The organism is Pseudonocardia lutea (genome assembly GCF_042658055.1).
GTDB classification, from domain to species: domain Bacteria; phylum Actinomycetota; class Actinomycetes; order Mycobacteriales; family Pseudonocardiaceae; genus Pseudonocardia; species Pseudonocardia lutea.
This window is the reverse complement of sequence record NZ_JBHSQK010000061.1, coordinates 1-25,358: the sequence shown is the minus strand read 5'-3', so window position 1 is coordinate 25,358 and position 25,358 is coordinate 1. Positions and strand designations below refer to the sequence as shown.

The window sequence follows — 25,358 nt, the reverse complement described above, 5'->3', positions numbered from 1 at the left end:
CCCGGGCGGCGCCGTCGAGGCGGGCGTGCAGCACCGCGACCTGGCCCACCACCCCGCCCGCACCCAGCACGATCACCGTCTCGCCCGCCGTCAGCCCGCCGGTTCCGGTCAGCGCGCGGTGCGCGGCCACCGCGGACAGGCCGAGCGCCGCCAGCCGGACGGGGTCGACGCCCGGGGGCAGGGGCACGAGGTCGGCCTCGGGGACGCACACGACCGTGGCCATGCTGCCGTCGCCCGGCGCCATGCCCGCCGGGGTCGGGAACCACACCGTGCGGCCGTCGACGGTGCCGACCCCCTGCACCCCCGGCACGTACGGGGTGCGCGGCACGCCGAAGTACGAGGTGCCGGAGGCGCAGAGCAGGTCGAGCGGGGTGATCGGGGCGGCCAGGACCTCGACGAGCACCTCGCCCGCCCCGGGCTCCGGCGGCTCGCGGTCGGCGACCTCGGGCGGCCGCCCGGGCTCGGCGATCAGCGCGGCGCGCACGGGTCGGTGTCCCTGTTCGCTCCGCACGCTGCGCTCAGACGGGCTGGAGGCGGAAGTCGTAGCGGGCCTCGAGCCACGGCACGTCGCACTTGCCGCCGTCCGGGGTCGGGCCGGGCTCGCGTTCCTCGAAGGCCACCACCAGCTCCTCCTTGGTGCCGAACACGACGTCGCTGTCCAGGAACTCCGCCCCCTCCCGGAACAGGTGGGTGATCAGCGGGGCGTACCCGTCGACGGCGAGCAGGAAGTGCACGTGGGCGGGCCGGAAGTGGCTGATCCCCGTCCTCCCGATGAGGTCGCCGACGGGCCCGTCCATCGGGATCGAGTAGCCCTTCGGGGCGATGGTGCGCAGGCAGTAGGAGCCGTCCGCGCGGGTCGTGTACCTCGCCCGCAACCGGGCCTCGTCGACCTCCGGCAGCTGGGCCTCGTAGACGCCGTCGGCGTCGGACTGCCAGACGTCGAGCACGGCACCGCCGACGGGCGTGCCGTCGAGCGCCGTGACGGTGCCGCTGAGGTAGAGCGGGGTGCCGGGCAGGCCGTCGGACATGTCGCCGCCGAACTCCAGCTCGGGCGAGCCGTCGATGTGGAACGGGCCGAGCACGGTCGCCGGGGTGGCGGCCGGGTCGAGCCGGTTGTTCATCTGCACGACCAGCATGGACAGCCCCAGCACGTCCGAGGCGAGGATGAACTCCTCGCGCTTCTCGTCGCTGATCTGCCCGGTCGCGGTCAGCCACTTCATCGCGGCCATCCACTCGGCCTCGGTCAGCCGCACCTCGCGGGCGAAGTCGTGCAGGTGCCGCACCAGCGCCGTGAGCACCTCGCGGGTGCGCGGATCACGCGCCGTGGCCCAGCGCTCCACCGCGAGGTCGGTGATGTTCTCCTCGGTGACCAGCTTCATCGCTGCCTCCCGCTCTCGCCGGGACCGTCAGGACGGTCGGTAGGGGTCCGGGTCGACCGGCCTGTTGTGCAGGTCGACGGACAGGAAGATGTCGTTGCCCACGGGATGGCGGAGCTCCTCGGCGAGCTGGCCGATGAGCCCGGCGGTGCGGGCGAGCAGCGCGAAGCCGCGCAGCAGCTCCAGCGGCAGGCCGAGGTCGGCCAGCGCGGCGCCGCAGACCCCGGCGCCGTTGAGCGGCAGGGTCCGCCCGAGGACCTGGGGGTGGACGCGCCCGATCGCCGCGAACAGCTCCAGATGCGGCCCGACCAGGTCCTCCTCGCGGGCGATGGCGTAGAGCCGCCGCGTGCGCGGGTCGCCGTCCTTGTGCACGTGGTGGCCCAGCCCGGGGACGAACCTCCTCGCCTCGCGCTGCTCCCGCACGATCGGCAGGGCGATCTCGTCCCAGCCGGCCTCGTCCGTCGGGAGCCGTTCCGGTAGCCGCTCGTGCAGGAACCGGCCGCAGTCCTCGGTCACGCCGAGGAACCGCGATCCGCCGCCGAGCAGCCCCGCGGCCAGCGCGCCCTGGACGGAGTCCGGGGCGGACAGATAGGTCAGCCGGGTGACGATCGCGGTCGGGGTGAAGCCGTGGTCGGCCAGCGCGGCGAGCACGGCCTCGAACACCCGGGTCTCGCCCTTGCTCGGGCGACGCTGGGTGGCCAGCCAGAAGGCGAGCTCGCCGAACCCGACCTGGCCCATCACGTCGTCGGCCAGGTCCTGGCCGAGCAGGGTGATCTTCTCCCGCGACGCCGCGCCCAGCGCGGTCGGGTATTCGCGTTCAGTCATGCTCGGCGAGCCACTTCCTCAGTTCGGCGCCGTGCTCGTCGAGCTCCGGCGGGGGGAGCCGGTAGACCGCCGGGGTGGCGGAGAACCGGATCGGGTGCCGGGTGGTGGGCACCGCACGATCACCCTCCCCGACGGCGACGACGGGGTCGAGGCCGAAGCGTTCGGCCATCGCGAAGCCGCCGTCGATGGTCTGGATCGGCCCGGACGGCACGCCGGCCGCGGTCAGCAGGTCGAACCACTCCACGGCGGTCTTCTGCCGGAGCCGCTCCACGAGGACCGGCCGCAGCTCCTCGCGGTTGGCGGTGCGGTCGGCGTTTCGGGCGAAGCGCGGGTCGTCGGCGACCTCCGGGATCCCGAGCACGCCGCAGAGCTTGCGGAACTGGGAGTCGTTGGCCGCGGCGACGATCAGGTCGTCGTCCGCGGTGGGCAGGGGCTCGTAGGGGAACACGCTGGGGTGGGCGTTGCCCATCCGGTAGGGCACGGTGCCGGAGGCGACCCAGGCCGAGCTGTGGTTGACCAGGCCGGTCAGCGCCGAGGACAGCAGGTTGACCTCGACGTGCTGGCCCTCGCCGCCGCGGTCGCGGTGGCGCAGCGCGGCGAGGATGCCGATCGCGGCGTGGTTGCCGGCCATCACGTCGAACACCGAGATCCCGGCCCGGTACGGCGGCCCGTCCGCGTCGCCCGTGAGCGACATGAGCCCGGACATGGCCTGCACCATCAGGTCGTAGCCGGGCACGTCCCGGCCGGGGCCGGAGCCGAACCCGCTGATCGAGGCGTAGACGACGCCGGGATTGGTCTCGCGCACGGTGTCGTAGTCCAGGCCGAAGCGGGCCATCCCGCCCGGCTTGAGGTTCTCGATGACGACGTCGGCGCGGCGGGCGAGCTCGCGGGCGGCGGCCAGGTCCGACTCGTCCCGCAGGTCCAGGGCGATCGAGCGCTTGCCCCGGTTGATCCCCAGGAAGTAGGTCGACACGCCCTCGCGCACCGGGGGCATCCAGGTCCGGGTGTCGTCGCCGGCCGGGCCCTCGACCTTCACCACCTCGGCGCCCAGGTCCGCCAGCAGCATCGTGGCGTACGGGCCGGCGAGGATCCGGGAGAAGTCCGCCACCAGCAGCCCGGCCAGTGGGCCGCCGGTCGTCGGCTCGGGCGCGGTGTCCATCCGGTGCCCTCCTGTCCGCTCTACGGACAATCGTCCGTGACGCTCCGGATTCTTCGTCCTGCCGGGCGCGCCGTCAAGCGGGGCGCGACGAGCCGGGGACCGTGATGTGCGGGACGGTCTCCAGCCGCGCGAAGTCCGCGCTGATCTCCCCGGCCGTGTGCAGCAGCAGCGGCAGGTGGTGTTCGAGCAGGTGCTCCACGGTGGTCTCCGCGGCGTGGCAGTTGACGTTGACCCCGGCGATCACCCGGCCCGAACCGTCGCGCAGCGGCGCCGCCACCGAGCGGATGCCGGGGGCGAGCTGCTCGTCGGTGAGGGCCCAGCCGCGGGCGCGCACCTCGCGCAGCACCGCGTCCCGCTCCGCCCGGTCGGGCTGCCAGCGGGGCACCAGGCCGGACCGGGTGGGCTCGGCGAGCACGCGTTCCAGCTCGTCGGGCGGGAGGGCGGCGAGCTGGACCTTGCCCAGCGAGGTCTGCAGCGCGGGGAATCGGGTGCCGATCTGCACCGCCAGGGACACGATCTTGGGCACGGACACGCGCGCGACGTAGACGATGTCCGAGCCGTCGAGCTGCGCGATCGAGCAGGACTCGTTCGTGCGCTCGACCAGCCGCTCGAGGTGCGGGCGGGCGACCTCCCACAGCCCGGTCGACCGGACGTAGGCCACGCCCAGGTCCAGCACGCGCGGGGTGAGCGCGAAGCCGCGCTCCTCGGCGCGGACGTAGCCGAGCTCGGCGAGGGTGAGCAGGATCCGCCGGGCCGTGGGCCGGGCCAGGTCCGCGGCGGCGGCCACCTCGGCCAGCGACATCACCGGCCGGCCGGGCCGGAAGGCCGTGATGACCTCCAGCCCCCGGGCCAGGGCCTCGATGAAGTCCGGGCCAGTTCCCTCGCGTGGCATGCGTACCCCCGTCCCGCCGCGTGCGGCGCCCACCGTAGCCCGGCCGCGTCCGCTGGCCGGACAGGACGGGCAGGTGCGGGACCACGGTCCGGGACCGGAGTGATTGACACCGCACACGGGCTCGACCACAGTAGCCCGCACACGCTGCTGACCGACAGGCGGACGTCGGTCCGAAGATCGCGAGGGAGCGAGCCGATGAGCGAGTCGACCGAGGGGCGCCCGATCGTCCTCCGCGGCGGGACCGTGCTGACGATGGACCGCGACAAGCGCGTGCTGGGCGGGCAGGACGTGCTCGTCGCCGACGGCCGGATCGCCGCGCTCGGCCCGGACCTCGAGGTACCCGAGGGCACCGTCGAGATCGACGCGACCGGCGGCGTCGTCATGCCGGGGATGATCGACACGCACCGGCACATGTGGCAGACGGCCATGCGCGGGTACGGCGCCGACTGGACGCTGACGCAGTACTTCGTCTGGTACTACCTCGAGTGGGGCACGGCGTTCCGGCCCGAGGACGTGTACGCGGGCAACCTGCTCTCCGCGCTCGAGGCCCTCGACGCCGGCGTCACCACCACCGTCGACTGGTCCCACGGCCTGCAGACGGTCGACCACGCCGACGCCGCCGTCGACGCGCTGCGCTCCGTGCCCGGCCGGTTCGTGCTCGCCTACGGCAATATCCAGCAGGCGCCCGCCGAGTGGACCGCCGCTCCGGAGTTCCGCGACTTCGTGTCCCGCCGCCGGGACGACCTGTTCGGCTTCCAGATGGCCTTCGACGTGACCGGGGACCCGGCCTTCCCGGAGAGGCCGGCCTTCGAGGTGGCCCGCGAGCTGGGGGCGCCGGTCACCACGCACGCCGGCGTCTGGGGCGCGACGAACGACGACGGCATCCGGCTCATGCACGAGCACGGCTTCATGACGCCCGAGTCGGTCTACGTGCACGCCGCGACCCTGTCGGCGGACTCGTACCACCGGATCGCGGCCACCGGCGGCTCCGTGTCGGTGTCCACCGAGAGCGAGCAGAGCGCGGGCCAGGGCTACCCGCCCACCTGGGCGCTGCGGCTGCACGGCATCCCGGTGTCGCTGTCCATGGACACCTCGGTGTGGTGGAGCGGCGATCTGTTCTCCGCCATGCGCACCACCCTGGGCGCGGACCGCTCGCGCGAGCACCTCGAGGCGCACGCCAAGGGGAACACCGTCACCCACGCCGCGCTGCGCGCCGAGCAGGTCGTGGAGTGGGCGACGCTCGGCGGGGCCCGGGCCCTGGGCCGCGAGGCCGAACTGGGCAGCCTCGAGGTGGGCAAGCAGGCCGACGTCGTGCTGCTCCGCAACGAACACTCGCCGGCGATGTTCCCGCTGCTCCACCCCTACGGGCACGTGGCCTTCCAGGCCCAGCGCGGCGACGTCGACACCGTGCTGGTGGGCGGCCGGATCGTGAAGCGCGGCGGGCGGCTGGTCGACGTCGACCTGGCGGCGGCGCGGGCCACCGTGGAGCGGACCGTCGAGCACCTGCGGTCCACCCTCGGCGAGGAGGCCTGGGCGCAGGGCATGAACCCGGACGTGCCCGAGACGAAGATCCTCGACAACCCGTACACCTACACCGACTACCAGAGCGCCGCCACGCACGGCGGCTGAACCCGGATCGCCCGACCGTCCCGTGCCCGGGCCGGGTCGCCGTAGGGTCGGGCGCATGCGGGTCCTCGTCGCGAGCATCGCCGCCCACGGCCACACCTACCCGCTGCTGCCGTTCGCGATCGCGGCCCGCGCGGCCGGGCACGACGTGTCCTACGCGACCGCGCCGAGCTTCCACCCGCTCGTCGAGCGGCTCGGGTTCCGGCCGGTCGCGGCGGGCGGGGAGATCGGCGAGGCGTTCGGGAAGGTCTGGGCGGAGTCGGGGAGGGACCCGAGCGCCCGGTTCTCCACGCCGCCCGACGAGGTGATGGCGATGGCCGGGCGGGTGTTCGGCGAGGTCCTGGCGCGCCGCACCGCGGCCGATCTCGCGCCGGTGCTGCCGGAGCTGCGCCCGGAGGTCGTGGTGCACGAGGCGGGCGACCTGGGTGCCGGGCTCGCGGCGAAGGTGGCCGGGGTGCGCGGCCTGTGCCACGGCTTCGGCCGGGTGGCCGGCGGGAAGATGCTTGCACGCGCCGGCGACCACGTCGCCGGGCTCGCCGCTGAGCTGGGGCTGGACCCCGCCGCCGTCGCCGGGCCCGGCCTCGGCGACCCCTTCCTCGACATCTGCCCGCGGACCCTGCAGGACCCGGCCTTCCTCGCCGCGTTCACCCCGGACCGGGCGCCCCGGGTGCCGCTGCGTCCGGTGCCCTTCGCCGAGCCCGCGCCGCTCCCGGCGTGGGTGACCGAGCCCGGCCCGCCGCTGGTCTACCTCACCCTGGGCACGGCGTTCGCCGAGGGCGGGGTGCTGCGCACCGCGATCGCGGGGCTCGGCCGGCTGCCCGCCCGGGTGCTCGTGGCCGCGGGACCCCGGATCGACGCCGCGCAGGTCGGCGACCTGCCGGACAGCGTGCGCGTCGAGCAGTGGGTGCCGCAGGCGGAGGTGTTGCCGCACGCCGCACTCGTGGTGCATCACGGCGGCTCGGGCACCACGCTCGGCGCGCTGGCCTCCGGGGTGCCCCAGCTGGTCCTGCCGCAGGGCGCCGACCAGTTCGACAACGCCGAGGCCGTGGTGACGGTCGGGGCCGGACGACGGTTGCTGCCCGGCGAGGCGACCGTCGAGGCCGTCGCCGATGTCGCGGCGGCGCTGCTGGCCGACCCGGGTCCGCGAGCGTCGGCCGCCGGAACTGCCCGCGAGATCGCCGCGATGCCCTCGCCCGCCGAGGTCGTCGCCGAGCTGCTCGACTGAGGAGGGTCGGTCAGGCGGGGCAGGGCTCCGGCTGCGGGGCGGGCGCGTCCTGCGGCGCGGGCGCGGCGTTCCGGAGGGCCACGGCGGCGACGACGCTGATCACCACCGCGACGCAGCCCGCGGCGAACGAGGTGACCTGCATGCCGGTCACGAACGCCTCGCGGGCCACCCCGAGCAGCTCGCCGCCGACGGGCGCCGGCAGCTCGGCCGCCACGCGCGCGGCCCCGCCCAACGTGTCCTCGGCGGCGGCCGCGGCCTCCACCGGGACCCCGGCGGGCAGCGCGTCGGCGATCCCGCCGCGGTAGAGCGCCACGCCGATGCTGCCGAGCACGGCGATCCCGAGCGCCCCGCCCAGCTCGGCGGCCGTTTCGGAGATGCCCGACGCCGCGCCGGCCTTCTCCGCCGGCGCCGAGCCGACCACCATCTCCGTGGTCAGGCCGAACACCGGGCCCATCCCGAGCGAGATGACGACCGAGGCGAGGACCAGCGCGCCCAGGCCCTGCTGCGCGGTGACCGTGGTGAGCACGAACATCCCGGCGGCCGCGCAGGCCAGCCCGCCCGCGACGACGTGCGCCGGCCGCACCCCGCCGAGCACCCGGGGCGCCAGCTGGGAGGCGATCACGAACGCCGCCGCCGACGGCAGCGACCACAGCCCGGCCTCCAGTGCCGCCTGCCCCAGCACGAGCTGCAGGTACTGCGCGACGAAGAGGAAGTAGCTGATCATCACGAAGATCGCGAGGAAGTTGACGGCCAGCGCCGCGGTGAACCGGCGGTGCCGGAACAGCCGCACGTCGATCATGGGGTCGGCGAGCCGGCGCTGCCGCCGCACCCACAACGTCCCGACCGCGATGCCGACGGCGATCGCGACGAACGCGCCCGTCCCCGGGCCGTGCTCGGCGATCCGCTTCACGCCGAACACCGCGGCCAGCAGCGCGACGACGGACATCGCGGCGCTGAGCACGTCGAGCCGGCCCGCGTCGGGGTCGCGGGACTCGGGCAGCACCCGGGGCCCGACGACCAGCAGCGCGCCCATCACGGGCAGGGCCAGCAGGAACACCGAGCCCCACCAGAAGAACTCGAGCAGCACGCCGCCCAGGACCGGGCCGATCGCGCTCCCCGCCGAGAAGGCGCCGATCCAGAACCCGACGGCGACCGACCGCTCCCGCGGGTCGCGGAACATGTGGAAGATCAGCGACAAGGTGGACGGCGCGATGGTCGCGCCGGACAGCCCGAGCAGCGCCCGGCTCGCGATCAGCATCTCCGGGGAGGTGGCGAAGGCCGCCAGCACCGAGGTGAGCCCGAAGGCGGCGGCGCCGACGAGCAGCAGCCGCCGCCGGCCGATCCGGTCGCCGAGGGTGCCCATCGTGACCAGCGCGCCGGCGACCATGAAGCCGTACACGTCGACGATCCACAGCAGCTGGCTGCTCGACGGTTGCAGGTCCGCGCTGACCTGCGGGAGCGCGAGCTGCAGCACCGTCAGGTCCATGACGTAGAGCAGGCAGGCCAGGGCGAGCACGGCCAGGCCGGTCCACTCCCGGCGGCCCGCCCGCGCGGGCGAGGTGGTCGGTCCGGTCGGCGTGCTCATCGGGGTCTCCTTCCGCGGGCCACGGAAGGACCGACCGCCGCGGGCCCCCGAACTCATCGGGTCCCGGCCGGGGTCAGCCGGCGGGCGCGACCACGGCCTCGAGGAGGTACACGCCCGCGGCGCCGGCGAGCAGCGCGGCCAGCAACGCCGTGACGACGACCAGCCACGGCCCGGCGCCGCCGGTGGGCCGCGCGGCCCCGGCCGGTCGCGGCGCGACGAAGCGGGGCGCGGCCCAGGGCTCGCGCGCGTTGCAGCCCCAGCCCGACGCACCCCATGAGTGCGCGTCCTCCCGCACGGCCCCGTCCACCATCACGCCTCCCCGTGCGGCGACCCGTCCGGGTCACCGTCCGGGGATTCGTCACGCACCGAGACGATCGTTACGCCGGATGGTGCAACCGGGCCCGGCGTACCCAGAACTGATGACGCCGGCCGGTGGTGACACGTGACGGCCGGTCCGCGCCGTCAGGGCGGCTCGGCACCGGCTCGGTACCGGCTCGGTATCGGCTCAGCGCTCGGGCACCTCGCGGCGGATCTCGTCGAGCCAGATCCGCGCGGACATGTCCGAGGGCGCCCGCCAGTCCCCGCGCGGGGAGAGCGACCCGCCCGCGGAGACCTTCGGGCCGTTCGGCAGCGCGCTGCGCTTGAACTGGCTGAAGGAGAAGTACCGCTGCGCGAACACCTCGATCCAGTGCCGGATGTCGGCCATCCCGTAGCTCGGGCGCTCGTCCTCCGGGAACCCGGGCGGCCACGGTCCCTTCGCCGGGTCGTGCCAGGCGTGCCACTGCAGGAACGCGATCTTCGCCGGCCGCAACCCGTACCGCAGGTGGTAGAACAGCGTGAAGTCCTGCAGCGAGTACGGCCCCACCTTCGCCTCGCTGCTCTGGACCTCCTCGTCCTCCCCGCTCGGCACGAGCTCCGGGGTGATCTCGGTGTCCAGGACGTCCGTGAGGACCTCGCCCACCTCCTCCTCGAACAGCTTCGAGGAGACGACCCAGCGGATGAGGTGCTGGATCAGGGTCTTCGGCACGCCGCCGTTGACGTTGTAGTGCGACATCTGGTCGCCCACGCCGTAGGTGGACCAGCCCAGCGCCAGCTCGGAGAGGTCGCCGGTGCCGAGCACGATGCCGTTCCGCTGGTTCGCCGCGCGGAAGAGGTAGTCCGTACGCAGGCCGGCCTGGACGTTCTCGAAGGTCACGTCGTAGACCGGCTCGCCGGAGGAGAACGGGTGGCCGAGGTTGCGCAGCATCAGCCGCGCGGTCTCGGTGATGTCGAGCTCCTCGAAGGTCACGCCCAGCGCCTCGGCCAGCCGGTAGGCGTTGCCCTTCGTCCGGTCGCCCGTGGCGAAGCCGGGCAGGGTGAACCCGAGGATGTCGCTGCGCGGGCGGCCCGCCCGGTCCATCGCGCGCGCGGCGACGATCAGGGCGTGCGTGGAGTCGAGGCCGCCGGACACGCCGATGACGACCTTCGGCTGGCCGATCGCGCGCAGCCGCTGCTCCAGCCCGGAGACCTGGATGTTGTAGGCCTCGTAGCAGTCCAGCTCGAGCCGGGACTCGTCGGCGGGCACGAAGGGGAAGCGCTCCACCTCGCGACGCAGACCGAGGTCGCCGCGCGGCGGGTCGAGCCGGAACTCGACCCGCCGGAAGGCCTCGACCCGGGCGGCGTGGTGGCGGCGGTTGTCGTCGAACGTCCCCATCCGCAGGCGCTCGGCGCACAGCCGCTCGAGGTCGACGTCGGCGATCGACTGGCGCGCCCCCTTCGGGAAGCGCTCGGTCTCCGCGAGCTGCACCCCGTTCTCGAAGATCATCGTCTGCCCGTCCCACGCGAGGTCGGTCGACGACTCGCCCTCGCCCGCCGCGGCGTAGACGTAGGCGGCCAGGCAGCGCGAGGACTGGCTGCGGCACAGCAGCTTCCGGTCCTCGGCGCGGCCCACCGTGATCGGGCTGCCGGAGAGGTTGGCCAGCACCGTCGCCCCGGCGAGCGCGGCCTCGGCCGACGGCGGGACCGGCACCCACATGTCCTCGCAGATCTCCACGTGCAGCACGAAGCCCGGCACGTCGGCGGCCTCGAAGAGCAGGTCGGGCCCGATCGGCACCTCCTGACCGCCGATCCGGATCGTGCCGGTGAGGTCGTCGCCGGGGCCGATCTGGCGCCGCTCGTAGAACTCCCGGTAGGTGGGCAGGTAGGACTTCGGTGCCACGCCGAGGACTCGCCCGCGGTGGACGACCACGGCGCAGTTGCGCACGCGCTGCCGGTACCGCAGCGGCGCGCCCACCACGAGCACGGGAAGGAGGTCGGCCGAGCCGGCCACGACCTCGTCGAGCGCCTCGACCACCGAGTCGAGGAGCGTGTCCTGCAGGAAGATGTCCTCGATCGAGTAGCCGGTCAGGGTCATCTCGGGGAAGATCGCGAGACCGACCCCCTCCGCGTCCATCGCCCGCGCCGTCTCCAGCACGGCGGCGGCGTTCGCCGGCGGGTCGGCGATCGTGGTGCGTATCGTGCACGCGGCCGTCCGCAGGAAGCCGTGCCGGTAGACCGAGTAGAAGTCCTCCACACCGGCAGTCTGCCCCAGCTGATCGACCCGTAATCCCGCGCCCGCCGTCGCACCGGACCGCCGCCCTCGACGGTGGGAGCGTGCCAGGGGTGACCTTCGATCCGGGCGCCCGGTGGTGATGCTCCTCCCGCCCGGACACGATGCCTGGTGCGTGGGCGAGGAGGCGTGCACGTTCGTGGAGTTCTCCCGCGGCTACGACTCCTGCACCTGACCGTTAGGCTGCCCGGATGGCGGTCGCGGGGGGCGTCCCGGTGGGGACCGAGCGGCGCCAGCTGTCCGAGCACGTCGCGATGGTCGTCCGGGAGGCGATCATGTCCGGCGAGCTCCGCGGGGCGGACTACCTGCGCACCGAGCAGCTCGCCGAGCGCCTCGGCGTGAGTGCCACCCCCGTGCGCGAGGCGCTCATGGTGCTGCACAGCGAGGGCGCGGTGCGCTGGGAGCCCCGCCGCGGGTTCCGCGTGGTGCCGCTGACCGAGCGGGACGTCGTGGACATGTTCGCCGTGGCCGCCTTCATCGAGGGCGAGCTCGCGGCACGCGCGGTCGACCTGCTGCCCGACGCCGAGGTGGCCCGGCTCCACGAGCTTCAGGCGGTGCTGGCCGACGCCGCGCGGGTGGGCGACCCGGAGGAGGTCTTCCGGACCAACCACGAGATCCACTCGGCGATCAACCGGCCCGGCCTCTCCGCGCGGCTGCAGACCCAGCTCACGATGTCGCTGAAGTACCTGCCGCGCAGCCATTACGGCCGGGTGGACGGCTGGGTGGAGGCCTCGGTGCGCGACCACGGGCCGGTGCTCGCGGCGCTGGCCGCCCGGGACGCGGAGGCGGCCCGGACGGCCATGCGCGACCACATGCTGCACATCGGCGAGCTGCTGCGGGCCCACCTGGACCGCGCGGGGGTCTTCGGCTCCTGAGGCGGAGCCGACCCTCGGCCCTGAGGCGGGGCCGGCTCCTCAGCTCCTGATCGTGGCCGTCGAGACGTCCCACAGCCGCTCGGCGGACTCCGGGTCCACGGCGTAGTCCGCCACGCCCCGGTCGGTGCCCGGCACGTGCGGCCCGGCCTCGGTGCAGTCCTCGAAGTACCGCCCGCCGATGCCCTCCACCAGCGGCGACGCGGCGAGCAGCACCGAGGTCGCGGCTCCCTGCTCCGGCGTCTTCCAGCCCGTCGCGGCGCCCCGCTGCTCGAGCGAGGCGAGCTCCGCCGGGCCGAGGTGGCGTTGCAGGTTGGTGCGGATCCCGCCCGGGCTGAGCGCGTTCACGTGGATCCCGTCGCCGCCCCACTGCCGGTTGGCCTGGACCGCGAACAGCACGTTCGCGGTCTTGGACTGCCCGTACGCGGTCCACGGGTCGTAGGCGCGGCCGTGGAAGTGGACGTCGTCGAACACGACCGGCGAGCGCAGGTGCGCCGCCGAGGACACCGAGACCACCCGCGCCCCGTCCGCGGCGACGAGCGCCGGGAACAGGCCGGTGGCCAGGGCGAAGTGCCCGAGGTGGTTGGTCGCGAACTGCAGCTCCCACTGGTCCGCGGTCCGGGTCAGCGGCGCGGCCATCACCCCGGCGTTGAGGACCAGCATGTGCAGCGGGCCGTCCCAGTTGGCCACGAAGGCGCGCACGGACGTGCGGTCGGTGAGGTCGAGCCGGGCGACGGAGACGAGCTCGTTGCCCGTGCTGCGGGTGATCTCGGCGGCGATGGCCACGCCGGCGTCGAGGTCGCGGACGGCGAGGGTCACGCAGGCGCCGGCGGAGGCCAGCGCGCGGGCGGTCTCCAGGCCGATGCCCGAGGCCGCGCCGGTGACGACGGCGCGACGGCCGCCCAGGTCGAGGCCGGCGACGATCTCACCGGCGGTGGTGTCGGCCCCGAACGGGCCGGTGAAGGGGCGGGAGATCGAGGGGGTGAACGTGGCGGTCATGGGAACCCCTTCCGCGGTCGAGGCGCGTCCGGCACGGGTGCCGGGCGCGTAGAGTGCAACCGGAGCTGCCTCCGGTCCGAATTCGGACCAAGCGGAGGCTGTTCCGGTTAGCTGGAGAATGTGACGCAGGTCACGTCAGGAGGCGGCGTCGTGCCGGAGTCGGGACGGCCGCTGCGTGCGGACGCGCGGCGCAACCGCGAGCGGCTGCTGGAGGTGGCCGTCGAGGCCTTCTCCCAGCCCGGGCGGGACGTCTCGCTGGAGGGCATCGCGAAGGCGGCGGGCGTCGGGATCGGCACCCTGTACCGGCACTTCCCCACCCGGGAGGCGCTGGTCGAGGCCGCGTACCGCAGCGAGGTCGCCCGGCTCTGCGACGCCGTGCCGGGCCTGCTCGAGGCCGAGCCGCCGGACCGCGCGATGCGGACCTGGATGGACCGCTTCGTCGACTACATGACGGCCAAGCGCGGGATGGCGGACACCCTGCGGGCGATCGTCGCGACCGGCGGCAACCCGTACGCCGAGACCAAGGCGCGGATGCGGGAGGCGGTCGGGGCGTTCCTCGAGGCCGGCGCCGAGGAGGGCACCCTCCGCTCGGACGTCGACCCCGGGGACGTCCTCGCCGCGCTGTCCGGGATCACCCTCTCGGCGGGTGCGCCGGAGCAGCGCGAGCAGGCCGGGCGGCTGCTGGACCTGGTGATGGACGGGCTGCGCCCCCGCACCTGAGCTATCGGGGAGCCAGGGCCTCCACGGTCGCGACCGGGTCCCCGCCGCCGAGCGGCGCCAGCACGGGGGTGCTCACCCCCGCCTCGACGTAGGCCTCCACCTGCTCGCGGACGGACGCCGCAGGTCCGTGCAGCACCAGCCGGTCGACGACCTCGTCGGGGATCGCCTCGAGCGCGCCGCGCCGGTCCCCGTCCGCCCACAGCTTCCACATCGGGCCGAGCTCGGTGCGGCCCAGCCACTGGTGGAAGGCCTTGTAGACCGGCACGTTCAGGTACGCGGCGGCGAGCCGCCGGCCGATCGCCCGCGCCCGTTCCGGCTCGGCGTCGGGCACCACGAAGATCCGGGCGACGATCTCGGCCGCCGGCTTGCCGTACTCGCGCACGTGCGGGGCGACGGCGCGGACGTCGTCGGCCGTGAGCCAGTTGACGATCGCCCCGTCGCCCTCCCGCCCGGCGAGCCGGAGCATCCCCGGCCGCAGGGCCGCGACCAGCACCGGGGGCACCTGCTCGGGCAGCTCGCCCAGCCGGAAGCCGCGCACCGAGAACGAGGCCCAGTCCTCCGCCACCCGCTCGCCGGCGAACGCCGTGCGGAGGAACCGCAGGGTGTCCCGCACCCGGGCGTAGGGCTCGGTGAAGGGGATGCCGTTCCAGCCCTCGACGATCACGTCCGACGAGCTGCCGATGCCCAGCGCGAACCGGCCGGGCGCCAGGTTGGCGAGGGTGGCCGCGGACTGGGCGAGCAGGGCGGGGCCGCGGGTGAAGGCCGGGACGATCGCGGTGCCGAGCCGCAGGGCGGGCGCCCACTGCGCGGCCAGGACCAGCGGGGTGAAGGCGTCCGTCCGGTCCGCCTCGGCGCTCCACGCGTCCGTGTAGCCGAGGTCCGGGAGCCGTTCGACGACCGCGCGCTGCTCGCGGAGCGGGAGGCCGGAGAGCGGCAGGGTGATACCCCAGCGGTCGGGCACGGGCTACCTCCACGAACGACGGTGATCGTCTCCGACGCTAGTTCGGCCGGGCCCTCCGGCGCCACCACGGGCGGCGCGGCGGTGCGGGCGGCTCCGGTGGCGGCGGCACCGGCGGCTCCTGGTCGCGGGCCCGGCGCAGCGCCTCGGTGCCCGCCGCCCGATGGCCCCGCCAGGCCTCGACGGCGGCCTCGGGATCAGCCCGGCGCAGCGGCAGCCGCGGGCCGTCCGGGGCGCGCAGGGAGGCGACGATCCGCGCGTTCAGGTCGGCCACGAAAGCGCGCACGGCCTGCTCGGTCGGCAGGTCGCGAACGGTCTCCGGGAGCCGCTCGACCTCCTTGCGCAGCTGGATCGGGGTGGGCAGCAGGGCGTCGGACGGCATGCCCTCGCGGCGCAGGTAGCCCTTGATCCACCAGTTCTCGTCCGCGTCGGCCAGGTTCGGCAGCGGCTTGCCCTTGCCGGGCAGGTCGTCGAACGCGCCGCGTTCGGCGGCCTCGCGGATGGCCTTCTCGACGGCGGACTCGTAGCGCATGGAGCACCCCCGTTCCCACGGTAGGCGATGAGTCCGGGGCCCGCGGCCGGTCTGCCCTGCGACGAGACCGGAGGTCGGCCGATGACCCGCACGCCCCGTACGGCCCTCACGACCCGCACGCCCGAGCCCGTGACCGAGTTCGACGGCCGCTACAGCGCACCGGCCGCGCAGCCGACACCGTGGCGGACCACCCGCGCCCGGCTGGCCGAGGCGCCGCTGTACTGGCTGTCGACGATCCGGCCCGGGGGCCGGCGCCCGCACGTCACGCCGCTGATCGCCGTGTGGCACGAGGAGGCGCTGTACTTCTGCACCGGCGCGGGGGAGCGGAAGGCGCGCAACCTCGCGCGGACCACCGGTTGCGTGGTGACGACCGGGTGCGACGACCTGGACCGCGGGCTCGACGTCGTGGTCGAGGGCGAGGCCGTGCGCGTCACGGACACCGCGCGGCTGCAGGCCGTCGCCGACGCCTACGTCGCGAAGTACGGCCGGGAGTGGCACTTCGACGTCGCCGACGACGGTACGTTCGTCGGCGACGGCGGCCCCGCGCTCGTGTTCGCCGTGGCCCCCGAGACCGTGTGGGCCTTCGCCAAGGGCACCTACGGGCAGACCCGGTACCGCTTCTGAGCTGCCGGCGAACGGCACTCTCGCTCCTTCCTGGTGAGCGAGGGTGTCGCCCGTTCGCCTCAGGACAGCGCGTCGGCCACGGCCTCGAGGCCCCGGGAGTCCCCCTGCACGAGGATCGTGTCGACGACCGTCTCCTCCCAGGCGGCGAGCTCCGCGCGGATCTTGTCCTTCGGCCCGACCAGCGCGACGTCCTCGACCATCGCCGTGGGCACCGCCGCCACCGCCTCCTTCTTCCGGCCCTCCAGGTACAGCTCCTGGATCCGGGCGCACTCGGCCTCCCGGCCCATGCGTACGAAGACCTGGTTGTGGAAGTTGGCGTCCTTGGCGCCCATCCCGCCGACGTACAGGGCGAGGAAGGGCCGGACGCGGTCGGCGGCGCGCTCCACGTCGTCGTCGACGAGGACGGGCAGGGAGGCCTGGACCCGGAAGTCCTCGGGGGTGCGGCGGGCGCCCGGACGGGCGAAGCCCTCGGCGAGGGCCTCGCGGTAGAACGCGTCCGTCTTGGGGGAGAAGAACAGCGGCAGCCAGCCGTCGGCGATCTCGGCGGCGAGCGCCACGTTCTTGGGGCCCTCGGCGGCGAGGTAGATCGGCAGGTCCGCGCGGCGCGGGTGCACGGTGGAGCGCAGCGGCTTGCCCAGCCCGGCGCCGCCGTCGACCGGGAGGCGGTAGAACTCGCCGTCGAAGGACACGGGCTCCTCGCGGGCCAGGACCTTCCGCACGATCGCGATGTACTCGCGGGTGCGGGCCAGCGGCCGGGGGTAGCGCTGCCCGTACCAGCCCTCCACCACCTGCGGGCCCGAGGCGCCGAGGCCCAGCACGAAGCGGCCGCCGGAGAGGTGGTCCAGGGTCAGCGCGGCCATCGCGGTCGCGGTCGGCGTGCGCGCCGACATCTGCAGGATGTTGGTGCCCAGCGTGACCCGGCTGGTCGCGGCGCCCCACCAGGCCAGCGGGGTGAGGCAGTCCGAGCCGTACGCCTCGGCCGACCACACCGACTCGTAGCCGAGCCGCTCGGCCGCCAGCACCGACTCCTGCGCGCCCGGCGGCGGGCCCGAGGACCAGTAGCCGATGTGGAACCCCAGCCGCATGGCGCCTCCTCGTGTCTCGCGGCGAACCTACCCGGGCGCGATCACCGCCCCCGCCGAGGAGGGCGCGGCCGTGGCCGGTCGGCGCTAGTCTCCGCCGCATGAGCCCGGTCGACGAGATCCTCGCCCAGGTTCCGCTCGGTGACCTCGCGGCCCGCCTGGGCGTCGACGAGGCCACCGCGGAGCACGCCGCCCGCCAGGCGCTGCCCGCCCTGCTCGGCGGCATCCAGGCCAATGCGGAGGACCCCGCGCGGGCCGCCTCGCTCGCGCAGGCCGTGCAGCAGCACGACTCCGGGCTGATCGACGGCGGGGTGGACCTCGGGCAGGTCGACGCGGCGGACGGCGACCGGATCGTCGGGCACGTGTTCGGCGAGCAGCGTCCGCTCGTGGTCAACCAGCTCGGCGGGATCGGTCCGCTCGGCGCAGGTGGTGGCGTCGGCGCGGCGCCGGGCGCGCAGGGGGCGCTCGGCGGGCAGGACGGCTCTGGCCTGATCGCGAAGCTGCTGCCGATCCTGGCCCCGATCGTGATGTCCTACCTGGCCAAGAAGCTGGCCGGCGGGTCCGGGGGCACGGGCGGGCCGCCCGGCGCCGGTGCCGGCTCGGGCGGCGGGCTCGGCGACCTGCTCGGCGGGATCCTCGGCGGCGCGGGCGGAGGGTCCGGGCAGGGCGGGGTCCTCGGCGGGGGCCTGGGCGACCTGCTCGGCGGTCTGCTGGGCGGCGGCCGGAAGTAGCCCTACGGGTCGCCGACCTCGGAGATCGTGTACCGCTTCACGTCCGAGCCGAGGATCTGCGCCTGCTGGCCCTCGGGGGGACCGCTGCCGCGGAAGGCCAGCAGCGGCTCCTCCGCGGCCCAGCGCTCGTAGACGTTGACCCGGCCCGCGTCGACCACGTCGGCGGTGACGGCGAAGTCCAGGCAGCCCTCGGCCCCCCGGGCGAGCTCCACCACCTGCGCGCACCCGGCCACGTAGGCGTCCCGCTCCGCGGGGTCGACGACGAGGTGTCCGGCGACGATCAGCATGTCCTGCCGACCGCCGCCGGACATCGAACTCATCGCGGACTCAGCGGACGGTCCGGCGCAGCACCGGCTTGAGGACCTTGCCCGAGGCGTTGCGGGGCAGCGCGTCGAGCACCAGCAGGCGGGTCGGCTTCTTGTAGGAGGCGAGCCGGGGGCGGCACCACTCGGTGAGGTCCTCGAGTGTCGGCGGAGCGGCCGGGTCCGCCGGCACGACCACGGCGACCGGGGTCTCGCCCCACCTCTCGTGCGGCGCGGCGACCACGGCGACGTCGGCGATCGACGGGTGCCCGGCCAGGACGTTCTCCACCTCGGCGCAGTAGATGTTCTCCCCGCCGGAGATGATCATGTCCTTCTTGCGGTCGACGACGTAGAGGAAGCCGTCGGCGTCCTCGCGCACCAGGTCACCGGAGTGGAACCAGCCGCCGGCGAAGGCCTCCTCCGTGGCCTCGGGCAGGTTCCAGTAGCCCTGCATGAGGTTGGGGCCGCGGTAGACGATCTCGCCGACCTCGCCCTGCGGGACGTCGTTCATCTCGTCGTCGACGATCCGGACGGACACCGCGGGCACCGGCTTGCCGACCGACCCGATCTTGCGGATCGCGTCCTCGCCCTCGAGCACCGTGGTGACCGGGGACATCTCGGTCTGACCGAAGGTGCACACGTTGGGCACGCCGGGGAAGGTCTCGGCCATCCGCTCCAGCAGGGTGACCGACGCCGGCGCCGCGCCCCAGCACATCACCCGCAGGTGGGAGGCGCGCTTGCCCGCCTCGGGCACGCCGACCACGGCCTGCCACTGCGCGGGGACCAGGAACACGTGCGTGACCCGCTCGCGCTCCAGGACGTCGAGCAGCGCCTCGGGGTCGAACTGGCCGCTGGGCTGGATCACCGTGGTGCCGCCGGTCGCGATCAGCGGCGCGATCCCGCCGATCGCGGCGATGTGGAACATCGGCGAGGCGCAGAGGTTGACCTCGTCGTCCCGGTACAGGCGCCAGTAGCGGATCAGCGTCTGGGTCTGCACCGACAGGTTGAGGTGCGAGAGCACCGCGCCCTTCGGCCGCCCGGTGGTGCCGGAGGTGTACATGATCAGCGCCGGGTCGTGCTCGTCGATCGCGACCTCGGGCAGCGGGCGCTCCGGGCCGGCGGCCAGCTCGTCCAGGGACAGCGAGCCGGGCCCGGCCTCGGCCGGGTCGGTCCCGGTGACCAGCACGATCCCGGGGCCGGCGAGCGTGCCGCGGACCTGCGCCGCGAGCGGGGCGAGGTCGGCGTCGACGGCCAAGGCGACCGAGCCGCTGTCGCCGAGGATGAACGCGACCTCCTCGGCGGAGAGCCGGAAGTTCACCGGCACCGCGATGGCACGCAGGGCGTTTGCGGCCAGCACCGCCTCGAGGAACTCGGGCCGGTTGCTCATCAGCACCGCCACCCGGTCGCCCTCGCTGACACCCTGCTCGGCCAGCGCCCCGGCCAGCGCGCGCACCCGCGCACGCAGCCGCGTCCAGGTGATCGGCTCGCCGCGGAAGACCAGCGCGGCGCGGTCGGGCGTCTGGTGGGCGTGCCGGTCGATCTGCGCGATCCAGTGCTGGCCGCTGCCGGGCAGTCGCGGGGACGTCATCGTTCTCCTGGGGTCGCCTGGACGTGGGTCATCCTCCGGCGGCGGGTCCGCCCCGCCGCCGGAGGAGAGCTTGCCCGACCGCGGCCTACCAGTCGGCCTCGGTGTAGCGGACGACTCCGCGCAGGTTCTTCCCGTCGCGCATGTCCTGGTAGCCCTGGTTGATCTCCTCCAGGGTGTAGGTGCGGGTGACGAGCTCGTCGAGCTTGAGCCGGCCGGCCCGGTACTCGTCGAGCAGCCGCGGGATCTGGGTGCGCGGGCTGATGCCGCCGAAGATCGCCCCCTGGATCCGCTTCTGCAGCAGGGCCAGCTCGAACAGCCCGACCTTGGCGTCGACCTGCTGCATGTCCGCGATGGCCGTGACGACGACCTGCCCGCCCTTCGCGGTGAGGTCCAGCGCCGGCTGGATCATGTCGCCCTCGAGCTCGCCGACCGTCAGCGCCACGGTGTCGGCCATGGTGCCCCAGGTGAGGTCGCGCAGCGGCTCGAGCGCCTCGGCCATCGAGGAGAAGGTGTGGGTGGCGCCGAACTCCTGGGCCCACTCGCGCTTGTAGGCCACCGGGTCGACCGCGACGACCATGCGGGCGCCGGCCGCCGCGGCGCCCTGCACGGCGTTGATCCCGACGCCGCCGACGCCGACGACCACCACGACGTCGCCCGCCTTCGTGCCGCCGATGGAGGCCGTGGAGCCCCAGCCGGTGGACACACCGCAGCCGAGCAGGGCCGCGGTGGCCAGGTCGACGTCCTTCTCGATCTTGATGACCGACGACTGGTTCACGCAGACGTACGGCGAGAACGTGCCGAGCAGGCACATCGGCGACACCGGGTTGCCGGACGCGGTGATCCGGAAGGTGTCGTCGGCGATGGCCTTCCCGGTGAGCAGGTTCGCGCCCTGGTCACAGAGGTTCTGCATGCCCTTCGAGCAGGGCTTGCAGACACCGCAGGCGGGGATGAAGCCGAGGACGACGTGGTCGCCCTCCTCCAGCCCGACGACACCGGGCCCGACCTTGGTGATCACGCCGGCGCCCTCGTGGCCGCCCAGCACCGGGTACACGGGCACGGTGTTCGCGCCGGTCCGGACATGCTCGTCGGAGTGGCAGAGGCCGGTCGCGGCCAGCCGGACGTGCACCTCGCCGGCGACCGGGTCGCCGATCTCGATCTCCTCGACCTTCCAGTCGGTGTTCGGCTCGTACAGCAGGGCACCCTTGGTCTTCACAACTTCCTCCGACGCTGGGGGTCTCGGACGACCGCGCGAGTCTCACATGACGACGACGTCACACTCAAGGGTCTTCTTATCGATCGTTCAGGTCCGGACGGGCGCACGGTGGAGGATGAACGCGGACAGCGCGCGCCGACACGAGGCGCTGGCGGCGCGGTTGGGCGCCGCGGCTTGAGCACGCCGTCCGGGTCGTGCCGCCCGGGTCGCGCGGCTGGGTCACCCGGCTGGGTACAGGGTTCCGGTGACCGATCATCAGAGTTCTCGTCAGTTTGACGACGATGCCCTCCTGTGCCGCCTCCGGGGCGGGGCCGAAAGGAGATCGCAAGGTGATCCACCCTGCGTGAACTGCTTCACGGTGCAACACTCCCGCGCATCACACCGCCGGACCGGGAGAGGCCGCCATGGCCACGATGGGTTCACACACCGTCAATCCGGAACGTGTCGCGGGGGTGAACGCCCGCCTCGACCGCCTGCCGGCCTTCGGGCTCTCGCCCGTGGTCTTCGTCGTCGTCGGGGCGTCGTACTTCTTCACCTTCTACGACATCACCGCGATCGGCGTGACGCTGCCCGTGCTGGAGGAGCGCTTCAGGCTCACCGGCGCGGACCTGGCCCTGCCGGTGACGACCAACCTCTTCGCCTACATCGTCGGCGCCTACGTGCTGTCCAGCCTGGCCGACTACATCGGGCGGCGGCGGGCCCTCGCGCTGTCGGTCGTGCTGCTCTCGGTCGGGGCGGTCCTCACCGCGCTGTCCTGGAGCGTGACGAGCCTCGCCGTCTTCCGGGCCGTCACGGGGCTGGGCATGGGGGCGGAGATCGCGCTCGCCGCCACGATCATGACCGAGCTGTCGCCGCCGCGGCTGCGCGGGCGCGGGGTGGCGCTCAACGTCTTCTGGGGCGGCGTCGGGCTGGCGGCCGCGCCGTGGATCGGGCTCGGGCTGATCTCGTGGCTGCCCGCGGACATCGGGTGGCGGGTGGTGTTCGCGCTCGGCGCGCTGGCGATCGTCGTGCTGGTCTTCCTCACCGACCGCTGGGTGCCCGAGTCGCCGCGCTGGCTCGTCCTGCACGGCCGGCCCGATCGGGCGGACGCACTGCTGGACCGCATGGAGAGGCACGTCCGGGCGCGGGGACACGCGCTCCCGGAGCCGCGCCCCGCCGCCGCCGAGGCGGACCTCTCGACCTTCCCGACCTGGGAGCTGCTGCGCCCGCCCTATCTCAGCCGGGTCGTCGTCGTCTTCCTGTTCTGGTTCTTCAGCTACATGGCCGCGTACGCCTACCTGGCCTACCTGCCCACGCTGCTCAAGGCGATGGGCGTCTCGGAGAGCCTGCTCTACAGCGCCATCGGCGACCTCGGGTTCCTCGTCGGCGGGCTGGGGTCGGTGCTGGTCATCGACCGCTGGAACCGCAAGCACTCCGCGGCCGCGGCCGGTGTCGTCGGCATGATCGGCATCGCCCTGATCGCGCTCAGCCACGGGCCGGGGCTGCTGATCGCCGGCGCGTTCCTCGCCGGGATCTGGATCATGGCTCCGGCGCTGGGCTACGCCTACACCTCGGAGGTGTTCCCCACCCGAGCCCGCGCCTCCGGCATGTCCATCGGCGACGGCCTGGGGCACCTCGGCGGAGCGGTGCAGCCCTACATCGTGGTCGCCGGCCTGGCGGCGTTCGGGCCGCGCGGCACGTTCGGGCTGATGATCGCGATGATCGCGGTCGCCGCCGCGATCATCCTGTTCGGCGGCATCCGGACGGCCGGGGACTCGCTGACGGACCTGGCCCGGTGACGGGGGCGTTGACCGGCGCGCCGGGCGCGGGGCAGAGTCGGGGCCCGTGAAGATCGACGCGCGGTTGCGGGACGGCCTCGAGCACGTGGCGGAGGACGCCCGGACCGCCGAGGAGCTCGGCTTCGACGGCGCGTGGAACAGCGAGAACAAGGCCGACGCGTTCCTGCCGATCGCCGTCGGCGCCGAGCACACCACGCGGCTGGAGCTGGGCTCGTCCGTCGCGATCGCCTTCGCCCGCACGCCGATGACGGTCGCCTACCAGGCCGTGGACCTGCAGCGGTTCTCCCGCGGCCGGTTCGTGCTGGGCCTCGGCAGCCAGGTCCGCCCGCACGTCCAGCGGCGGTTCTCGATGCCGTGGTCCAAGCCGGCGGCGCGGATGAAGGACTTCGTCGTGGCGCTGCGGGCGATCTGGCACGCCTGGGACACCGGCGAGCGGCTGCACCACCGCAGCGAGTTCTACGACCACACCCTGATGACGCCGAACTTCGTGCCGCCCGAGAACCCGTACGGGCCGCCCACGGTGTTCCTCGCCGCCGTCGGGCCGCACATGCTGCGCACCACCGCGGAGGTGGCGGACGGGCTGTTCACCCACCCCTTCCTCACCGAGCGGTACCTGCGCGAGGTGATCATCCCCGAGGTCGAGGCCCACCGCGGGGAGGGCATGGCGCCGCTGCAGATCGCGCTGTCGGCGTTCGTCGCGCTCGACGACGCCGACGTCGAGGCCGTCCGCCGGCAGATCTCCTTCTACGGCTCCACGCCCGCCTACCGGCCCGTTCTGGAGCTGCACGGCTGGGGCGACCTGCAGACCGACCTGAACACGCTCTCCAAGCGCGGGAGGTGGGACGAGATGGTCCCGCTGGTCACCGACGAGATCCTGGAGAGCATGTGCTCGGTCGGGACGGAGAAGGAGGTCGCCGCCGACATCCGGCGCCGCTACGGCTCCCTCGCGCACCGGATCCGCTTCAACCGCCCCGGCGACACCTCCGGGCCGGCCCGCTTCGCGGGCCTGGTCGAGGCCCTCCGCGGCTCGTGAGTGCGGAGCTCCCGGTTCCCGCCGAGCTGCCGGGGCGTCAGGGGGCGTCGAGCCGCAGGGCCGCGTCGCAGGCCGACTCGAAGAGGGCGGCGCGGATCTCGGCGGCGGTGGTCCAGCCCCGGTGCTCCCACTCGTCGCCCGCGAGGGAGTCCCCGGCGAAGAGCAGGTGGGCGAGGCGGATCTCGCGGTAGCGGGCGACGGCGATCAGCGCCGACGCCTCCATGTCCACCACCGCGCACCCCTCGGCCACGCGCCGGGCGACCCGGCCGCGGGTCTCCCGGAACACCCCGTCCGTGGTCCAGGCGCGGGCGGTGACGTACGGGACGTCGGCGGCTTCGAGCGTGGCGGAGAGCGCGGCGACGCCCGCCGGATCGGCCTCCACGACCCGGCCGGCGGCCAGGTAGTGGAACGAGGTGCCCTCGTCGCGCAGGGCGCTGTCCACCACCACGGCGTGGCCGACGGTCAGCTCCGGCACCAGCGACCCCGCCCCGCCGACCGCCACCGCCGACCGCACGCCGAGCGCGACGAGCTCCTCGAGGAAGATCGCCGACAGCGGCGCGCCGACGCCGGGCTGGAGCACCGCCAGCCGGCGCCCGTCCCGCTCGATCTCGTGCACCGGCCAGGGCCCGAGCTCCGACCGCAGGTGCACCGTCCGCACCGCCGGCACCGCCGCCACGACCTCCGGGAAGAAGCACAGCACCGCCGCCTCGGGCAGCCGCACGCGGCGCGGCACCACGCGGTGCGGCTCGAGGACCCCGGGATCGGCCAGGTCGTCCTCGCAGAGGGGCAGCGGATCCACGGGCCGATCATGCCGTGCGGCGCTACCGTTTCCGGGAGCGGGCAGGGAATGTTGCACGCTCAACTATCGTTGGACGGGGTCACCACCGACGGAAGGGGAGTCCGATGCCGCAGCCCGAGGGACCCGAGCTCGAGGCCGTCCGCGCCCGACGCACCGCCCTGCGCGAGAAGTACCTGCAGGCACCCGGCGACCGGAGGCCGACGACCGTGCAGGGTGTCCACCACATCGCCCTGATCTGCAAGGACGTCGAGGAGACCATCCGCTTCTACCAGGAGCTGCTGGGCTTCCCGCTCGTCGAGCTGGTGGAGAACCGCGACTACCGCGGCTCCAGCCACTTCTTCTTCGACATCGGCCACGGCAACCTGCTGGGCTTCTTCGACTTCCCCGGGCACGACCACCCGGACTTCACCGAGACCATCGGCGCCGTGCAGCACCTCGCGCTGTCCACCTCGGCGGAGGAGTTCGACAGGGCGAGGACCCGGCTCGACGAGGCCGGCATCGACTACCTCGGCCCTGACCGCGGCGTCGAGAACAGCCTCTACATCCGGGACCCCAACGGCGTCGGGCTGGAGTTCTACCGGGAGGAGCTCGGCAGGTTCGAGGGGGAGGAGCTCCTCGCCTGACCGGTCGCGATGATCCTTCCGGCCCGCCGCCGGCACCGGCCGGCGCGGGTTCGGGACCGCTGCGCAACCTCGGCCGCCCCCGCGCGTCCCACGGATGAGGGACCGCTACGGCCCCTCGCTACCGTGGTCCGCGTCAGGAGCGGACCGGCGACACGCCGAGCGGAGCGGGCCTCGACACCGACGGGACGGTGCAGGGACGGATGAACGGTGACCGACGCGGCCCGGCCGG

Annotated in this window: 24 protein-coding genes and 1 pseudogene; 9 read left to right on the top strand and 16 right to left on the bottom strand. The window is 74.1% G+C overall.

All coding sequences use genetic code 11. From position 1 onward, the window contains the following. The 5 genes and pseudogenes from ACFQH9_RS22385 to ACFQH9_RS22365 all read right to left on the bottom strand — a co-directional run. Nucleotides 1-484 (bottom strand): annotated as a pseudogene (locus ACFQH9_RS22385) (alcohol dehydrogenase catalytic domain-containing protein); the annotation flags it as partial. Between the two features lie 34 nt (nucleotides 485-518). Beyond that, a complete protein-coding gene (locus ACFQH9_RS22380) occupies nucleotides 519-1,379 on the bottom strand; it encodes a dioxygenase family protein (protein ID WP_379568575.1) in 861 nt (286 codons plus the stop codon). 27 nt (nucleotides 1,380-1,406) lie between these two features. Further along, on the bottom strand, nucleotides 1,407-2,201 hold the full coding sequence (locus tag ACFQH9_RS22375; protein WP_379568573.1) for a citryl-CoA lyase: 795 nt from the start codon (nucleotides 2,199-2,201) through the stop codon (nucleotides 1,407-1,409). Continuing rightward, complete coding sequence (locus ACFQH9_RS22370) at nucleotides 2,194-3,360, bottom strand: CaiB/BaiF CoA transferase family protein (protein ID WP_379568571.1); 1,167 nt, start codon at nucleotides 3,358-3,360, stop codon at nucleotides 2,194-2,196. The genes ACFQH9_RS22375 and ACFQH9_RS22370 overlap by 8 nt, the downstream gene beginning before the upstream one ends. 73 nt (nucleotides 3,361-3,433) lie before the next feature. Continuing rightward, complete coding sequence (locus ACFQH9_RS22365) at nucleotides 3,434-4,252, bottom strand: IclR family transcriptional regulator domain-containing protein (protein WP_379568569.1); 819 nt, start codon at nucleotides 4,250-4,252, stop codon at nucleotides 3,434-3,436. Between the two features lie 195 nt (nucleotides 4,253-4,447). Here ACFQH9_RS22365 and ACFQH9_RS22360 point away from each other — a divergent pair, with 195 nt between their 5' ends. Continuing rightward, nucleotides 4,448-5,881, top strand: a complete 1,434-nt coding sequence (locus ACFQH9_RS22360) for an amidohydrolase family protein (RefSeq protein ID WP_379568567.1) — start codon at nucleotides 4,448-4,450, stop codon at nucleotides 5,879-5,881. 55 nt (nucleotides 5,882-5,936) lie between these two features. Continuing rightward, nucleotides 5,937-7,103, top strand: a complete 1,167-nt coding sequence (locus ACFQH9_RS22355; RefSeq protein WP_379568565.1) for a glycosyltransferase — start codon at nucleotides 5,937-5,939, stop codon at nucleotides 7,101-7,103. A gap of 10 nt (nucleotides 7,104-7,113) precedes the next feature. Here ACFQH9_RS22355 and ACFQH9_RS22350 read toward each other — a convergent pair whose 3' ends face one another. The 3 genes from ACFQH9_RS22350 to ACFQH9_RS22340 all read right to left on the bottom strand — a co-directional run bounded on the left by ACFQH9_RS22350 (nucleotide 7,114) and on the right by ACFQH9_RS22340 (nucleotide 11,239). Continuing rightward, on the bottom strand, nucleotides 7,114-8,688 hold the full coding sequence (locus tag ACFQH9_RS22350) for an MFS transporter (protein WP_379568563.1): 1,575 nt from the start codon (nucleotides 8,686-8,688) through the stop codon (nucleotides 7,114-7,116). 73 nt (nucleotides 8,689-8,761) lie between these two features. After that, nucleotides 8,762-8,998 carry a hypothetical protein gene (locus ACFQH9_RS22345; protein WP_379568561.1) on the bottom strand — a complete coding sequence of 79 codons (237 nt, stop codon included), beginning with the start codon at nucleotides 8,996-8,998 and terminating at the stop codon, nucleotides 8,762-8,764. Between the two features lie 195 nt (nucleotides 8,999-9,193). After that, nucleotides 9,194-11,239 carry an NAD(+) synthase gene (locus ACFQH9_RS22340; RefSeq protein ID WP_379568559.1) on the bottom strand — a complete coding sequence of 682 codons (2,046 nt, stop codon included), beginning with the start codon at nucleotides 11,237-11,239 and terminating at the stop codon, nucleotides 9,194-9,196. A gap of 227 nt (nucleotides 11,240-11,466) precedes the next feature. On the opposite strand from ACFQH9_RS22340, the gene ACFQH9_RS22335 reads away from it, so the two are divergent. Next, a complete protein-coding gene (locus tag ACFQH9_RS22335) occupies nucleotides 11,467-12,150 on the top strand; it encodes a GntR family transcriptional regulator (protein ID WP_379568556.1) in 684 nt (227 codons plus the stop codon). 39 nt (nucleotides 12,151-12,189) lie between these two features. On the opposite strand, the gene ACFQH9_RS22330 is transcribed toward ACFQH9_RS22335, so the two are convergent. Then, nucleotides 12,190-13,146: an SDR family NAD(P)-dependent oxidoreductase gene (locus ACFQH9_RS22330; RefSeq protein WP_379568554.1), complete on the bottom strand. Its 957-nt coding sequence runs from the start codon at nucleotides 13,144-13,146 to the stop codon at nucleotides 12,190-12,192. Nucleotides 13,147-13,296: 150 nt separating this feature from the next. Between ACFQH9_RS22330 and ACFQH9_RS22325 the strand changes: the two genes are divergently transcribed. After that, a complete protein-coding gene (locus tag ACFQH9_RS22325; protein WP_379568552.1) occupies nucleotides 13,297-13,866 on the top strand; it encodes a TetR/AcrR family transcriptional regulator in 570 nt (189 codons plus the stop codon). Nucleotide 13,867: 1 nt separating this feature from the next. On the opposite strand, the gene ACFQH9_RS22320 is transcribed toward ACFQH9_RS22325, so the two are convergent. Next, nucleotides 13,868-14,827, bottom strand: coding sequence for an LLM class F420-dependent oxidoreductase (locus ACFQH9_RS22320; protein ID WP_379568550.1), 960 nt, complete (start codon nucleotides 14,825-14,827; stop codon nucleotides 13,868-13,870). A 37-nt stretch (nucleotides 14,828-14,864) separates the two neighbouring features. Then, nucleotides 14,865-15,356: a DnaJ family domain-containing protein gene (locus ACFQH9_RS22315; RefSeq protein WP_379568548.1), complete on the bottom strand. Its 492-nt coding sequence runs from the start codon at nucleotides 15,354-15,356 to the stop codon at nucleotides 14,865-14,867. Nucleotides 15,357-15,437: 81 nt separating this feature from the next. On the opposite strand from ACFQH9_RS22315, the gene ACFQH9_RS22310 reads away from it, so the two are divergent. Then, nucleotides 15,438-15,980, top strand: coding sequence for a pyridoxamine 5'-phosphate oxidase family protein (locus ACFQH9_RS22310; RefSeq protein WP_379568546.1), 543 nt, complete (start codon nucleotides 15,438-15,440; stop codon nucleotides 15,978-15,980). A gap of 59 nt (nucleotides 15,981-16,039) precedes the next feature. Here ACFQH9_RS22310 and ACFQH9_RS22305 read toward each other — a convergent pair whose 3' ends face one another. Continuing rightward, a complete protein-coding gene (locus ACFQH9_RS22305; protein ID WP_379568544.1) occupies nucleotides 16,040-17,065 on the bottom strand; it encodes an LLM class F420-dependent oxidoreductase in 1,026 nt (341 codons plus the stop codon). A 98-nt stretch (nucleotides 17,066-17,163) separates the two neighbouring features. On the opposite strand from ACFQH9_RS22305, the gene ACFQH9_RS22300 reads away from it, so the two are divergent. Further along, on the top strand, nucleotides 17,164-17,793 hold the full coding sequence (locus tag ACFQH9_RS22300) for a DUF937 domain-containing protein (protein WP_379568542.1): 630 nt from the start codon (nucleotides 17,164-17,166) through the stop codon (nucleotides 17,791-17,793). Between the two features lie 2 nt (nucleotides 17,794-17,795). Here ACFQH9_RS22300 and ACFQH9_RS22295 read toward each other — a convergent pair whose 3' ends face one another. From ACFQH9_RS22295 to ACFQH9_RS22285, 3 genes are all read right to left on the bottom strand, one after another. Continuing rightward, nucleotides 17,796-18,113: a putative quinol monooxygenase gene (locus tag ACFQH9_RS22295; RefSeq protein ID WP_379568540.1), complete on the bottom strand. Its 318-nt coding sequence runs from the start codon at nucleotides 18,111-18,113 to the stop codon at nucleotides 17,796-17,798. A 7-nt stretch (nucleotides 18,114-18,120) separates the two neighbouring features. Then, a complete protein-coding gene (locus tag ACFQH9_RS22290) occupies nucleotides 18,121-19,683 on the bottom strand; it encodes a long-chain-fatty-acid--CoA ligase (protein ID WP_379568538.1) in 1,563 nt (520 codons plus the stop codon). A gap of 85 nt (nucleotides 19,684-19,768) precedes the next feature. Continuing rightward, a complete protein-coding gene (locus ACFQH9_RS22285; RefSeq protein WP_379568536.1) occupies nucleotides 19,769-20,896 on the bottom strand; it encodes an NDMA-dependent alcohol dehydrogenase in 1,128 nt (375 codons plus the stop codon). Nucleotides 20,897-21,348: 452 nt separating this feature from the next. Between ACFQH9_RS22285 and ACFQH9_RS22280 the strand changes: the two genes are divergently transcribed. Both ACFQH9_RS22280 and ACFQH9_RS22275 read left to right on the top strand, forming a co-directional pair. Beyond that, on the top strand, nucleotides 21,349-22,674 hold the full coding sequence (locus tag ACFQH9_RS22280) for an MFS transporter (RefSeq protein WP_379568534.1): 1,326 nt from the start codon (nucleotides 21,349-21,351) through the stop codon (nucleotides 22,672-22,674). A gap of 46 nt (nucleotides 22,675-22,720) precedes the next feature. Continuing rightward, on the top strand, nucleotides 22,721-23,707 hold the full coding sequence (locus ACFQH9_RS22275) for a TIGR03617 family F420-dependent LLM class oxidoreductase (protein ID WP_379568532.1): 987 nt from the start codon (nucleotides 22,721-22,723) through the stop codon (nucleotides 23,705-23,707). A gap of 37 nt (nucleotides 23,708-23,744) precedes the next feature. Here the strand turns inward: ACFQH9_RS22275 and ACFQH9_RS22270 are convergent, their stop codons facing one another. Beyond that, nucleotides 23,745-24,506 (bottom strand): nucleoside phosphorylase, encoded by a 762-nt coding sequence (locus tag ACFQH9_RS22270; RefSeq protein ID WP_379568530.1) that lies wholly within the window; start codon nucleotides 24,504-24,506, stop codon nucleotides 23,745-23,747. 104 nt (nucleotides 24,507-24,610) lie between these two features. Here ACFQH9_RS22270 and ACFQH9_RS22265 point away from each other — a divergent pair, with 104 nt between their 5' ends. Beyond that, nucleotides 24,611-25,129 (top strand): VOC family protein, encoded by a 519-nt coding sequence (locus ACFQH9_RS22265; RefSeq protein WP_379568528.1) that lies wholly within the window; start codon nucleotides 24,611-24,613, stop codon nucleotides 25,127-25,129. Nucleotides 25,130-25,358: the final 229 nt, after the last annotated feature.

Excerpts from the sequence above, each read along its gene's own strand:
- ACFQH9_RS22380 (WP_379568575.1), bottom strand. The coding sequence starts at position 1,379 with ATGAAGCTGGTCACCGAGGAGAACATCACCGACCTCGCGGTGGAGCGC.
- ACFQH9_RS22290 (WP_379568538.1), bottom strand. The coding sequence starts at position 19,683 with ATGACGTCCCCGCGACTGCCCGGCAGCGGCCAGCACTGGATCGCGCAG.
- ACFQH9_RS22365 (WP_379568569.1), bottom strand. The coding sequence starts at position 4,252 with ATGCCACGCGAGGGAACTGGCCCGGACTTCATCGAGGCCCTGGCCCGG.
- ACFQH9_RS22330 (WP_379568554.1), bottom strand. The coding sequence starts at position 13,146 with ATGACCGCCACGTTCACCCCCTCGATCTCCCGCCCCTTCACCGGCCCG.
- ACFQH9_RS22310 (WP_379568546.1), top strand. The coding sequence starts at position 15,438 with ATGACCCGCACGCCCCGTACGGCCCTCACGACCCGCACGCCCGAGCCC.
- ACFQH9_RS22335 (WP_379568556.1), top strand. The coding sequence starts at position 11,467 with ATGGCGGTCGCGGGGGGCGTCCCGGTGGGGACCGAGCGGCGCCAGCTG.
- ACFQH9_RS22345 (WP_379568561.1), bottom strand. The coding sequence starts at position 8,998 with ATGGTGGACGGGGCCGTGCGGGAGGACGCGCACTCATGGGGTGCGTCG.
- ACFQH9_RS22360 (WP_379568567.1), top strand. The coding sequence starts at position 4,448 with ATGAGCGAGTCGACCGAGGGGCGCCCGATCGTCCTCCGCGGCGGGACC.
- ACFQH9_RS22355 (WP_379568565.1), top strand. The coding sequence starts at position 5,937 with ATGCGGGTCCTCGTCGCGAGCATCGCCGCCCACGGCCACACCTACCCG.
- ACFQH9_RS22295 (WP_379568540.1), bottom strand. The coding sequence starts at position 18,113 with ATGAGTTCGATGTCCGGCGGCGGTCGGCAGGACATGCTGATCGTCGCC.
- ACFQH9_RS22265 (WP_379568528.1), top strand. The coding sequence starts at position 24,611 with ATGCCGCAGCCCGAGGGACCCGAGCTCGAGGCCGTCCGCGCCCGACGC.
- ACFQH9_RS22305 (WP_379568544.1), bottom strand. The coding sequence starts at position 17,065 with ATGCGGCTGGGGTTCCACATCGGCTACTGGTCCTCGGGCCCGCCGCCG.
- ACFQH9_RS22370 (WP_379568571.1), bottom strand. The coding sequence starts at position 3,360 with ATGGACACCGCGCCCGAGCCGACGACCGGCGGCCCACTGGCCGGGCTG.
- ACFQH9_RS22350 (WP_379568563.1), bottom strand. The coding sequence starts at position 8,688 with ATGAGCACGCCGACCGGACCGACCACCTCGCCCGCGCGGGCGGGCCGC.
- ACFQH9_RS22375 (WP_379568573.1), bottom strand. The coding sequence starts at position 2,201 with ATGACTGAACGCGAATACCCGACCGCGCTGGGCGCGGCGTCGCGGGAG.
- ACFQH9_RS22300 (WP_379568542.1), top strand. The coding sequence starts at position 17,164 with ATGAGCCCGGTCGACGAGATCCTCGCCCAGGTTCCGCTCGGTGACCTC.
- ACFQH9_RS22315 (WP_379568548.1), bottom strand. The coding sequence starts at position 15,356 with ATGCGCTACGAGTCCGCCGTCGAGAAGGCCATCCGCGAGGCCGCCGAA.